11 protein-coding genes are annotated in these 13,050 nt (G+C 39.4%); 7 read left to right on the forward strand and 4 right to left on the reverse strand.

Going from position 1 to position 13,050, the window contains the following annotated elements:
* Positions 1-135: 135 nt before the first annotated feature.
* Positions 136-1,341 (reverse strand): DHH family phosphoesterase, encoded by a 1,206-nt coding sequence (locus V7201_RS03835; RefSeq protein WP_335375465.1) that lies wholly within the window; start codon positions 1,339-1,341, stop codon positions 136-138.
* Between the two features lie 144 nt (positions 1,342-1,485).
* On the opposite strand from V7201_RS03835, the gene V7201_RS03840 reads away from it, so the two are divergent.
* The 3 genes from V7201_RS03840 (at position 1,486) to pflA (ending at position 5,321) form a co-directional block, all read left to right on the forward strand.
* Positions 1,486-1,935 carry a cupredoxin domain-containing protein gene (locus V7201_RS03840; protein ID WP_335375466.1) on the forward strand — a complete coding sequence of 150 codons (450 nt, stop codon included), beginning with the start codon at positions 1,486-1,488 and terminating at the stop codon, positions 1,933-1,935.
* Between the two features lie 339 nt (positions 1,936-2,274).
* Positions 2,275-4,500 (forward strand): formate C-acetyltransferase, encoded by a 2,226-nt coding sequence (gene pflB, locus V7201_RS03845; RefSeq protein WP_335375467.1) that lies wholly within the window; start codon positions 2,275-2,277, stop codon positions 4,498-4,500.
* A gap of 86 nt (positions 4,501-4,586) precedes the next feature.
* Positions 4,587-5,321: a pyruvate formate-lyase-activating protein gene (pflA, locus tag V7201_RS03850; RefSeq protein ID WP_335375468.1), complete on the forward strand. Its 735-nt coding sequence runs from the start codon at positions 4,587-4,589 to the stop codon at positions 5,319-5,321.
* A gap of 267 nt (positions 5,322-5,588) precedes the next feature.
* On the opposite strand, the gene V7201_RS03855 is transcribed toward pflA, so the two are convergent.
* Entirely contained in the window at positions 5,589-7,178 is a 1,590-nt protein-coding gene (locus V7201_RS03855; RefSeq protein WP_335375469.1) for a cation:proton antiporter, read from the reverse strand.
* A 162-nt stretch (positions 7,179-7,340) separates the two neighbouring features.
* On the opposite strand from V7201_RS03855, the gene V7201_RS03860 reads away from it, so the two are divergent.
* On the forward strand, positions 7,341-7,916 hold the full coding sequence (locus V7201_RS03860) for a biotin transporter BioY (protein WP_335375470.1): 576 nt from the start codon (positions 7,341-7,343) through the stop codon (positions 7,914-7,916).
* A gap of 37 nt (positions 7,917-7,953) precedes the next feature.
* Here V7201_RS03860 and V7201_RS03865 read toward each other — a convergent pair whose 3' ends face one another.
* Positions 7,954-8,271: a hypothetical protein gene (locus V7201_RS03865; protein ID WP_335375471.1), complete on the reverse strand. Its 318-nt coding sequence runs from the start codon at positions 8,269-8,271 to the stop codon at positions 7,954-7,956.
* A 210-nt stretch (positions 8,272-8,481) separates the two neighbouring features.
* Between V7201_RS03865 and V7201_RS03870 the strand changes: the two genes are divergently transcribed.
* The 3 genes from V7201_RS03870 (at position 8,482) to abc-f (ending at position 11,856) form a co-directional block, all read left to right on the forward strand.
* Positions 8,482-8,766, forward strand: a complete 285-nt coding sequence (locus V7201_RS03870; protein WP_335375472.1) for a hypothetical protein — start codon at positions 8,482-8,484, stop codon at positions 8,764-8,766.
* A 26-nt stretch (positions 8,767-8,792) separates the two neighbouring features.
* On the forward strand, positions 8,793-9,563 hold the full coding sequence (gene yidC, locus V7201_RS03875) for a membrane protein insertase YidC (RefSeq protein ID WP_335375473.1): 771 nt from the start codon (positions 8,793-8,795) through the stop codon (positions 9,561-9,563).
* A gap of 562 nt (positions 9,564-10,125) precedes the next feature.
* Complete coding sequence (gene abc-f, locus V7201_RS03880; protein WP_335375474.1) at positions 10,126-11,856, forward strand: ribosomal protection-like ABC-F family protein; 1,731 nt, start codon at positions 10,126-10,128, stop codon at positions 11,854-11,856.
* A gap of 189 nt (positions 11,857-12,045) precedes the next feature.
* Here the strand turns inward: abc-f and V7201_RS03885 are convergent, their stop codons facing one another.
* Entirely contained in the window at positions 12,046-12,630 is a 585-nt protein-coding gene (locus tag V7201_RS03885) for a GNAT family N-acetyltransferase (protein WP_335375475.1), read from the reverse strand.
* Between the last annotated feature and the right edge of the window lie 420 nt (positions 12,631-13,050).

Below are 13,050 nucleotides of genomic sequence, written 5' to 3' on the forward strand. Positions count from 1 at the left end.
AACTCGACTCTCTTTTTCCGCTTTGAGTTGCTCTCGGACTCTTTATCATAACAACTCGACGGCCTTTTTCTGCTTCGAGTTGTCCTCGGACGTTGCCAATAATCTGACCAAAGTCGCATTCAACAACCTATTGAGTCAGTGTCCATTAATATTGACGTGCTTAAATACTATGGATTCAAGATAGGGCACATATATTTCATCTTTGGCTAGAGCTGCCCCATAATCTCTTTTCAAATGCCGCTCTGCATCAGAAAAACTCTCGTATGGCCCTAATTTATCATTATTGCTTAGCGAAATGAAATATTCCTTCCCTTCAGCATAAATCATGAATAAATCTCTTTCTCGATTTTCATAAAGACAGCCATTCTTTGATTCCTTGACGTTATAGACATTTTTGACTGCATCCTGACGGATAGGGTCAAGAGGAAAGGCTTCATTAATGTAGCGAGTGTATGCTTCACTGCTCATTGAACATCCAGCCGCCTTTGCGTGACCACCACCGCCAAACTCTCCTGCAACAGCTGAAACATCTACATCGTCGTGTATGGTTCTGAAACTGATTTTCTTGCCACCTAAATTGATAATGGCTATATAATCCAGATGCCGGAATTCTTTTCCTAATTCATTACCCAATTCAGAATGATAGGATTCAGCATGTACAATTCCTCCATAAAGTCCATTTGTGTTAATCTGTACTATTTCACGCTTCTTCCTTCTAATATATCGTTCAATTTTATCTTCTTCCATTTCCAGCAGTTTTTGTTCAAATTCATCAAATTCAAAATGATCTCCTGCCTGGAGACGCGGAACAATCCGATCTTCAAAATCTTCTATCGATATCATAAAAAATAAATCATTTAAGTTTTTCGCCTTGTAATTTTTGAGAATATCCCAATCCCAAGTATCATACTGCCTGACCAGTTCTACAAATTCATCTATTGAACCATTTTTTTGCAAATGGCTCTCATTAATTAGATATTCATATACGAGCGAAGCAGCACTTGTGAGCGTCCCATTTTGGTCCTCTACTTTAACATCGCCCCATGTGTAATCATTGAAATGCAACGCTGTTTTATGGTGGTCAATCAGCTTCGCTTTACCTCCAGCTAAAACAAATTCATTTATTTTTTCAGCGATCTCACCATTAACAGAAAGATCGGTAATGAACAATAAATCTTCTCTCTTCATTTTGTCATTCATTCTTTCAAAATATCGCTCCACCTGAAAATTTAGCCCAGAAACGGAATTATATCGAACGTCCACCCTCTCTCCAAAGGCAAGCCTAAAAAGAATTCCGCAGGCAACTCCGTCGAGATCATTATGTGTGAATAAACGGTACATAGCTTCCTCCTTACATTTTCTCTAATTTATGGTTTGTTAACTGGTTTCAGTCTATTCCCTTTTAAAAAAACACCGATAAACCTGAAAAATTTAGACAAGTTCTTTATATGGACGAGCATAAATATTAAAAAAGGAGGTGAAAATATGCATTTCTTCGTTGTGAAAAAAAGTGCATTATACTTAGTTGGTGTCCTAGCTCTTCTTGCTATAATCGGATCATTTTGGATGAACTTCAACTCTGATGCCACTCCAGCTATTAGCCAGCAAAAAGAAACAATCCGGGAGATTCACCTGGTAACCGGTGAATTTAAATCATCTAAAGAAGATGGTAAAGAAATTGAGGCTTACCGTTGGGATCCAGGAACCATCTTTGTTGAAAAAGGAGAAAAAGTCCGATTAAAAATTTTAGGGGTTAATGGTAAGGAACACCCATTCATTATTGAAGGTACAGATATTAAAGGGATCGTTAAAAAGGGGGAAGAAACAGTCGTTCCTCTGCAATTTGACAAAGAAGGAACCTACCGCCTTATTTGTATGATACACACTCAAGCAGAAAATAGCGGTCCGATGATCGCTTACATTGTGGTTGATTAATATCTTCCTTTCTAAGAACAGGATTCCACATCCTGTTTTTTCTTTTTCTTCATCTCCCCTTCTACTCAATTTGACACAAAACATACAAAACAATACATCCATAGTGGCAACGTTTCCTGATAGTATAAGTTATCATACATCTTTTTATATAACAGATCCAACAAAATCATATATTTATATAATACAGTTTCCTCAGAATTATTTTTACAACGCGTTTTTTATTGGTATTCACAATTTGTTCATCTTTTCACAATTTTGTCACACCGAAACTGTTATAGTCGTAGTATGATGAAAGTGTGATAACTGTTATATAAATAATTACTTCTGAGGTGACTTAAAATGGAACAATGGAAAGGTTTTAAAAATGGTACCTGGCAGGAAGAAATCAATGTTCGCGACTTTATCTTAAATAACTACACTGAATATACAGGTAATGCAAGCTTCCTGGTTGGAGCCACCGATGAAACAAACCTTTTATGGCAACAGGTCATGGAATTAACAAAGCAGGAGCGAGAGAACGGCGGAGTTTTGGATATGGACACAGAAGTCGTGTCAACAATCACCTCTCATGGCCCTGGATATCTGGATAAAGCAAAAGAAAAGGTTGTTGGATTTCAGACAGATCAGCCATTTAAACGCTCCATGCAGCCATTCGGGGGCATTCGCATGGCTAAGGCTTCATGTGAAGCTTATGGTTATGAACTGAATCAGGAAGTAGAAAAAATCTTCACTGATTTCCGCAAGACACATAACCAGGGTGTATTCGATGTATACACAAAGGAAATGCTCCAGGCACGGAAAGCTGGTATCATCACTGGGCTTCCTGATGCTTATGGACGCGGACGCATCATTGGGGACTACCGCCGTGTTGCGCTGTATGGTGTTGACTTCCTTATGGAGCAGAAGAAGAAAGACCACGGTTTGACAAGCAGTGTCATGACAGAAGACACTATGCGCCTCAGAGAAGAAATCTCGGAACAATACCGTGCATTAAATGAATTGAAAAAGCTTGCTGAAAGCTATGGCTATGATATTTCAAAGCCGGCTTCTAACGCAACAGAAGCTTTCCAGTGGGTTTACTTCGCTTATCTAGCTGCAATCAAAGAACAAAACGGTGCGGCAATGAGCCTTGGCCGTGTGGCATCCTTCCTGGACATATTCATTGAACGCGACCTGCTAAACGGCACTTTGACTGAACAAGAAGCACAGGAATTGGTCGACCACTTCGTCATGAAGCTCCGACTTGTAAAATTCGCAAGAACACCTGATTATAATGAATTGTTCAGCGGTGACCCAACCTGGGTAACGGAATCAATCGGCGGCATGGCGCATTGCGGCAAGTCACTTGTTACGAAAAACTCTTTCAGATTCCTTCATACTCTAGATAATCTGGGACCTGCTCCGGAACCAAACCTGACTGTTTTATGGTCTCCTGGCCTTCCAGAGAACTTTAAGAAGTATTGTGCGGAAATGTCGATTAAAACTAGCTCAATACAATACGAAAATGATGACCTGATGCGCCCGGAATACGGCGATGACTATGGTATCGCCTGTTGTGTTTCTGCAATGGAAATCGGAAAACAAATGCAATTCTTCGGGGCTCGTGCAAACCTTGCTAAAGCATTGCTATATGCGATCAATGGCGGTGTTGATGAGAAGCTTAAAATCCAAGTTGCACCTGGATTCAGCCCTATCACAAACGAAGTACTCGACTACAATGATGTAATGGCGAAATTCGATAATGTGATGGAATGGCTCGCAGGCCTCTATATCAATACTTTAAACATCATTCATTATATGCATGACAAATATAGCTATGAAAGAATTGAAATGGCGCTCCATGACACTGAAGTCCTTCGCACCATGGCAACTGGAATCGCGGGATTAAGCGTCGTAGCCGATTCTTTAAGCGCGATCAAATACGGGAAGGTTAAAGTAATCCGCGATGAAAATGGCATTGTAGTTGACTTCGAAACTGAAGGTGATTTCCCTAAATACGGAAATAATGATGACCGCGTTGACAGCATCGCAGTAGAGATTGTTAAAACATTTATGAAAAAACTGCGCAAGCACCCAACTTACCGCAATTCATTGCATACAATGTCAATCCTTACAATTACTTCAAACGTTGTATATGGTAAGAAAACTGGAAATACACCAGACGGAAGACGAGCTGGCGAGCCATTCGCTCCTGGAGCAAATCCAATGCATGGCCGGGATACAAAAGGAACTCTTGCTTCCCTGTCTTCTGTCGCAAAACTACCATACAGCTATGCTATGGATGGAATCTCAAACACCTTCTCCATCGTTCCAAAAGCGCTTGGAAAAGAGGAAGAAAGCCGCACAAGCAATCTCGTATCCATCCTCGATGGCTACGCAATGAAAGATGGCCATCATTTAAATGTTAACGTGTTTAATAGAGAAACTCTAATGAATGCCATGGAACACCCAGAAGAATATCCACAGCTGACCATCCGTGTATCTGGCTATGCAGTAAACTTCATCAAGCTGACACGCGAGCAGCAGATGGATGTAATCAATCGTACTTTCCATGAATCTATGTAATGAATAGCCGTATGAAAGCGGCGGAGAACATGGAGTTCCCTCTTACTCTCTAGGAACTCCTGTTTTACCAGAAAGGAGTAATCATCATGAACGGAAACATTCATTCTATTGAAACATTTGGCACTGTCGACGGACCAGGAATCCGTTATGTCATCTTCACACAGGGGTGCCTGCTGCGCTGCCAATTTTGCCATAACGCAGATACCTGGGAAATCGGCACTGGAAAACAGATGACTGTTTCCGAAATCATTGATGATTTAAAATCCTATCTTCCTTTTATCCAATCTTCAGGCGGAGGAATAACTGTCAGCGGAGGTGAGCCGCTGTTGCAGATTTCCTTTCTTACAGAGCTTTTCAAGGAGTGCAAGAAACTTGGTATCCATACAGCTATTGATTCATCGGGCGGATGCTATTCAAGTGCACCATTATTCCAAGAACAGCTGAAAGAACTGATGAAATATACGGATTTGGTATTACTTGATTTAAAGCATATTAACAGAAAGAAACACATCAAGCTAACAGGAATGGCAAATGATCACATTCTGGATTTTGCCCGATACCTTTCAGACCATCAAGTCCCTATTTGGGTGCGGCATGTATTGGTCCCTGGGGTGACAAATGATCTGAAAGATCTCACTCACTTGGGTGAATTCATCGCCACTCTTGGAAATGTGAAGAAGGTGGAAGTTTTACCTTACCATAAGCTAGGTGTGTATAAATGGGAAGCTTTAGGCTTGGAATACCCACTTAAGGATACAGAACCTCCAACAGATGATGAAGTAGAGAATGCTTTCAAATTATTGACGAATCATATGAATTAATTTAATTAGAGAAACAGACAGCAGGTTTACGTTCCCCTGCTGTTTTTTCTGAATGAGTCCACTGCGAATCGTTTCCTTAGGTCTCCCCTCACCTGTTCAACCTGCTTTAGACTTTACAAAGCCACGATAACTACAAAAAGATCCTGCGTGCAGAAATAATGCATAGCACGCTGGGAAAAACAAAATTCTTATGTCAAAGCCTGCAGGCACCCTTTCAATTAATTCTAAATTTCTTGCAGCCTAAGTTTTGATAATGAACAACTCACCTCAGCTCTCACCCTCATGCCCTTCAGTAAGTTTCACTAATTCTTCAGTAATATCTTTTCTTTCTGCGTCTGCAATTTCAGAGGAAATAATTTCATCCTTAGTCAGTTTGTCAATAGCTTCATGTTCAGCATAATACGCAAATTTCCTCAAAGTCTCCATCTGTTTCTTCTTTAATTCTGGATATTTTAGATATAATTCATCCATCTCAGCAATCGCTATTTCCATTTTCAATTGGTACTTATTTACTAATTCATCTGATACAGTTTTTGTTATATAGAATTTTCCTTTTGCATCCCTCATTCCTTTAATAGCATTTTCATATCTGTATAGCTTGGCGAGAATCTGTTCATATTCAGAGTGACTCTCTTCTTTTTTATTGATACCCAGAAGTGAAATCAGAGGCTTTATAGACAGCCCTTGAACTACAAGAGAAAAGAGAACAACACTGAAAGCAAGAATCAGGAGATCTTCTCTTCCCTGAAAATCTCTCGGCAAACTTAAAACCAAGGCAATTGACAATGACCCCTTCAATCCACCCCAGTTAAGAATATGTTTCCATTTCATACTGAAGCTATTAATTGCCAGCATACTAACATATACAGCCGCACTTCTAGCGATCAGAACAATCACTATAGCCGAGACGATCAGCCACCATTTATCATTGATATTAATCCTTGTGATTTCCAAACCTACCATCAAGAAAACTAGCGAATTGGCCAATAATGCCGTAACTTCCCAAAAATTATTAATATTTAATTTTGTAGTTGGGCTCATCCCTATACGAGCACCATAGTTACCGAATATCAGAGCTCCTACTACCACTGCTATGACGCCCGAGGCATGTATACTTTCTGCAATCAGAAAAGATCCATAGAACAACAAAATACTAAAGATGATTTCCAAAGGATAGTCATCAAAGTACTTGGTCAGCTTAGAAAATCCGTATCCCATAGCTCCACCGACCATTAATCCTAATGAAATCACTCGTATGAAATCCCATAATCCCATCCCGAGACCAGACCAGCCTGCGTCCAAATATGAGACTAATGAAAATGCAGAGATTTTATATAAAACTACTGCTAATCCGTCATTAAATAAGCTTTCTCCTTCAATGACTACAGCAAGTCTTTTTTTAACACCCACACTTTTAAATATAGATAGAACACTGACTGGGTCGGTCGCGCTCATAAGTGCACCAAAAACAAAAGCGGCTGGCAAAGATAAATCCAAGAAATAGTATCCAGAAAAACCCACAAAAAGAAACGACAGTAGAGTTCCGCCAAAAGCCAAGGCGAGAATAGGCTCTTTGTTGTCTTTGAGATGGGAGAAGGGAAGCTTTAAGGATGCCTCACCGAGCAACGCAGGCAGAAATAATGTAATGATGACAAAATTAAAAATTTCCCCTTCTGTAATAAAATTTTTTAATGGCTCAAGTATAGGAATGTTCATTAATCCAATTATTGTACCTATGATAACCAACGCTATTGGATAAGGCTGTTTAACCTTCTTTGCAATTGCCGTGATCCCGGCTGCAATCATAATCAAGAATAACGCTGTTTCAAAGATCCTGTGCAGATCCAATTCATCCATCCAAACACTCCTTACATAAGAATTCTTGTTTTAATCTTTCCCTTCTTATTGATATGTAAAATCAAGCAAGAGAAATTTTTTATTGACAAAAAAAAATGAAAATATTAAAGTCAATATGTAAACTAAAATACATATAGGTTAACAAAAGGGGAGAGCAATCTAATGAACAAACAACAGCTGAAACTTAGAATGATGATCATTACCGCTTTATTTGCCGCCATTATCGGCGTTTTGGCTCAAATGACGATTCCGCTTCCGCTTGTACCGATCACTGGTCAAACATTGGCAATCGGTCTGGCTGCGACTATACTAGGATCTCGTTATGGCACTATTTCAGTTCTGCTTTATCTATTTATCGGTGCAGTTGGTGTACCCGTTTTTGCCGAATTCTCAGGCGGTTTTTCAAAGCTTGTAGGACCTACCGGAGGATATCTCGTTGGTTTTGTCCCAGCTGCCTTCATCATTGGCTGGGTGCTTGAAAAGACTTCTTTTACTTTTATGAATGCATTGATCGGAAATATAATCGGTATGCTGATCACTCTTATTTTTGGAACAGTCTGGTTAAAGATCGCACTTGATATGTCTTGGACTGCGGCATTCACAAGCGGCTTCGTGCCTTTTATCATTGTCGGAGTCATTAAAGCTGCATTGGCTTCATGGATTGGAATCATTGTCCGCAACAGGCTTGAAACAGCGAAACTTCTTGTTCCACATTCAAATCTTTCAAAATCTGCATAAGCAAAAGCCATGGAACATATCCATGGCTTTTCTTTATTCAGGCTATATTCATATTCTCCTTGTACCCCGGCTCGCAGTAAATGCATACTGTTTCATCATAATCAGTTGTATTAACGTCTTCCCCATTGTATTCAATACCGCACAATGCGCACTCAACCATCTCATCTCCGGCATCTTCTGCGGCTTGCGTAATGGAATCATTCACCTTCAATTCCCCGATCCAAATCCCGCTGATATTTGACATTTCAGTTTCTATATATAATTTAGCTGCTTCCTCTGTTTCCCATACACCATGGTCCCACAGCATCTCTTCAGCACTTCCTGAATTGATCATTAATCCATATACGGTTTTCATTTTTGCTACCCCTTTCAATAGGCGCGTTATTTAAAGGATTGTCCTATATAATTAGCCCTTTTTCCATCTTTTGAAACCACAGACCCAATAACAATCTTTGGAAATGGAACCTTTTAGATCATAAATACGTATAGGATAAAAGTTCAAATTGATTACTGCATTGGAATGACATATACTTATACAATGAGCTGGGATATCGGAGGTGAAGGCATGCTGCTTGAGGTGTACACTCAGTCCATGGATGCGACTGGATTATATAGCGTTTATTTGGCCTTGCTGTTGAGCATGTCAATTTCCGCCTTCTGGATTGTTAGTGATACCTATTTCAGTGAATCCTATATAGTAAATATAAAATTTAAACCATCTGTTTCTGAAACAGCTTTTAAAAATCAAGCTGATCTGGGATTGAGAATCCAGCTGCTGCGACTTAAACGGATAAAAATAAAAATAGATCCAGGTGATGATGATAATTCATTTTTCTCTCTTATTTACTGACAAAGATCAACTTCAGGAGGAGAAAAATGAAAAAACTTTACACAATCATTTTATTACTATTTACCCCAGTGTTTTTAGCAGGATGCCAATCAATGACTAATAATGGCTCTTTCTTTCAGTCAACATTTGTCAATCCATTCGCATGGCTGATTCACAATTTTGCCAATCTAACTGGTGGCAGTTTTGGATTGGCGATTATTTTCATTACCATAATGATAAGATTAATCTTAATGCCACTTATGCTGAAGCAATATAAAAACCAGCAGAATATGAAAGAAAAGATGGAAGTCCTTAAACCAGAGATGGATCAGATTCAAAAAAAGATCAAAAGTACTAAGGATTCCGCTGAACAAAAGAAATTACAGCAGGAAATGATGGGGTTGTACCAGAAGCATGGCGTTAATCCCCTATCTGTTGGCTGCCTGCCAATGCTGATACAAATGCCTATATTAATGGGACTCTACTATGCAATAAAAAGTTCTTCCGAAATTGCAAGCCATTCATTCCTATGGTTCAATCTGGGGCATTCAGATATATGGATTACTGCCGCAGCAGGATTAATATACTATTTGCAATTTAAAGTCTCTCAATCGAATATGACGATAGAGCAGCAAAAGCAAATGAAGTTCATGGGGCTGATTTCACCTATTATGATTGTCATGTTCTCTTTGAACGCTCCATCTGCCCTACCGCTTTATTGGACAGTTGGCGGGATCTTGCTCATTGCCCAAAATTTGCTGGCAAGAAAGATGTACGGTGGCCAAAAAAGTCAAATCAAAGTCGAACAACAAATATAATCTCATATACTATAGCCAGGGACATGCTTTCCCTGGCTTTTTCATTTCGTACAGGCTGAGTAAAACCTGACTTATGATTGTCCAAACAAACAATTTATTTCTTCACTTTCACTCATGCAAAAGTTTCGTCCGCTGAAGTAAGAAACGCGGAATATCCACGATGGTTACCTTGAACTATTGGAAAATCATTTATTTCCAGGCAGCCCTCCAAAAGAATTTTTATGGTTGACATATATTTTTACAGGAAGTTATACTTTTAGTTAATGATACTTGAAAGGAATGGTAAAGAGCCGATGAAGTACTAATCTTATTTTCTGCCCGATTTTTCGAATATGAAAAACGTGTTGCCCGGAAAAAGGATTAGTCTGCTCATTTTACCATTCCATATCGATTTAAATGCAAGCTTAAGCATGCTGTCATTTACAGTATCATGCTTTATTTTGTGTACAGTAAATCTTATGCGAATGTTTTGCAGACCTCCCGGGTAACTACAGGGAGGTTTTTTTGATGGATAAAATACTCACCTTTAATTAACAAGGCAAAAAAGAAAGGTGGAGTTTTTATGACATTGTTGAAAATAAGAGGTATTCAGAAGAGCTTTAATGACAAGACGATCCTCAAACACGCAGACTTTGAAATCAAGCAAGGCAGCAGGATTGGACTTGTCGGAAACAATGGCGCTGGCAAAACAACCCTAGCTAATATTATTTATGGGAATTACTTGCCAGATGCCGGATTAATTGAAACTTTCGGCAGCACGTTAAAGATTGGTTATCTTAAACAATCAACAGAGTATACAATCAATGAGTTTGAAGAAGCCCTCTCAAATTCTGAGTCTAATCTTTTTATGCACTCCAGCCATCTGGGACTTAATAACCTTTTGAATTGGGATGAAAATCAGCTGGCGAATTTGAGCGGGGGTGAAAAATTAAAACTCTCACTTGCACGAGTATGGGCGGACAGACCTGAATTACTCATACTTGATGAACCAACAAACCACTTGGATCTGCATGGTACTGAGTGGCTAATTAAAGAATTGGCTGGGTTTAATGGATCAGTCATCATTATCTCTCACGATCGGTATTTCCTTGATCGGACAATTAACGAGGTCATTGAAATTGAAGATGGAGTAACCAAATGGTTTAACGGTAACTATTCTGCTTACCATGAAGAAAAACAAAGGCTTTATGAGGTTCAGCTTCACCAATACGAAACACAGCAAAAATACAAAGAGCAAATTCAACAGCAGATTTCCAATTTAAAAAATTGGTCAGAAAAAGCCCATAAGGATTCCACCAAACAAGGCAGCAGTTCAGAAAGAAGACAAATCGGCTATAAGGAATACCATCGTGTTAAAGCAAAGAAAATGGATATTCAGATCAAATCCAAGATGAAACGATTGAATCAGGAGCTTGCAAAAAACGAAGTTCAACAGCCAAAACAAGCAGCTAGGGTAAACTTTCAATTCCAGGAAAGCAAAAAACGAGGAAAAAGGATATTGGAAGCATCAGGACTAGAGAAATGGTTTGGAAATCGCTGCTTATTTAAAGAGAGTCATTTTTATATGAACCATTCTGAAAGAATGGCGATTATCGGTGTAAACGGAAGCGGAAAAACTACACTATTAAAAATGCTCCTGGGTGAAGCGGAAGCTACATCGGGTAATATATGGATAAGTGAATCGGTAAGGATAGGATACCTGAGCCAGGAGGTTTCGGATCTCCCTTCTGCCAAAACAGCGTTAGAGTATACAGGATTGACTGATCGCGATGAACTTAGCAAGGCCAGGACTATTTTTGCTAACATTGGCTTGAACGAGGAAAAGCTTTCTGTCCCAATCGGCAGTCTGAGCCTCGGAGAACGAACTCGAATAAAACTGGTCTTGATGCTTATGCATGATATTGATCTACTGATCCTTGATGAACCTACAAATCATCTTGATTTATCCAGCAGGGAAAGTCTGGAGATGACTTTGATGGAATTTCAGGGTTCAATGCTAATCGTTTCGCACGATGTTTATTTCCTGAATAAAATCAGCGAAAAGCTCCTTATAATTGATGGTAAGAAGATTACCCGCAAAGAAACAGGCTTGAAGGAATACAACCAGCCTGCCCCTTCTTTTTCCAGTGATAAAGAAAGAGAAGAACAGCTCATGGTCCTTCAAAACGATATTACAGCTGTTATTGGCAGGCTTTCATTTATGAGCAAGGGTGATCCTGAATATAAAGAGCTAGAGAAAAAGCTTTCCTTATTGATGGTGAAGAGAAAAACGTATACACAGAAAGAAGGATAACCGAGTATACCATGCCATAAACACAAACTCTCTTTGGCACATAAAGTTTTAGCTTGGCCAAATATAGGGACATGAATGAAAACACGAGTCCTTTATTAATTATCTCAAACCCTTAGCCATCTTTCAGAAAGAAATAAGCAATAAATGGCACATCGGTAAATTGCCGATGTGCCGATAAAATTACACTGGCTACATTCTCTTCATCATATCCTGTAATTTAGATTTCACCAATGGCCATTCCTCTTTAATGATACTAAAAACAACAGTGTCTCTTACATAACCATCAGCTATTACCCGATGTTTGCGTAGCACGCCTTCCTTTTTCGCGCCAAGACGAGAAATTGCTGTTTGGGATCGAATATTTCTTAAATCCGTGCAGAATTGGACTCGATTCATATCCATCTCCTCGAAAGCGTACTGCAGCATCAGGAACTTCGTTTCCGTATTAACTCTAGTCCTCCAATAATCCGGATGATACCACGTCCATCCAATTTCCAGGCTTTTGTGGGATCTTGAAAGATCAAGATAACGGGAGCTTCCAATCATCTTGCCACTTTCTTTATCCACCACCACGAAAGGCATCTGTATACCTCCTTCTCTTTCTGCTGTGGCAGCCTCGATTGTCAGTTTCATATCTTCCTTGTTCTTGATTTTTGATGAGGTGAATTCCCAAATATCCTGAGCTTGAGCAACATTCCATAAATCATCCAACTGCTCCATTTCCATTGGCATCAATATAACGGTAGGACCCTCAAGACTGATCTTCTTTTTCACTCTCCATCACTCCCTTAATGCTTATATATGCCTTTATCATATCACTGACGAAATACAACCGAAAAGACTCCTTTCGCAATGATTGATGTTTTGAAATGAATTTTTTAAACAAATCGAAGACAAAAGAGGAAAGTGCAGGAATCCTGATATGAACTAGAGATCATTTTTACCACGCACGAGCTCTCAAAGCTAAGGTTGCACAAGGCCCGCTGAAAGCGAGCATCCTTTCGTACCCGTCAAAAGCTTCTTTCTCTAGCAAGTGGTCAGAAGCAACCTTCAGAGACCGTTCAACCCGCTTCTTCACGCACGAATGATTGGACTAAAAAATGTCATGTTAAATTGGTCCACCAATATGGTTTCTAGGTTACTCCAAAAAACATATTTTGGAAAAACGGAACTCTAATAAGCCCTCTTGGTTAC

Source organism: Bacillus sp. JJ1122 (genome assembly GCF_036964885.1).
GTDB lineage: Bacteria > Bacillota > Bacilli > Bacillales > Cytobacillaceae > Mesobacillus.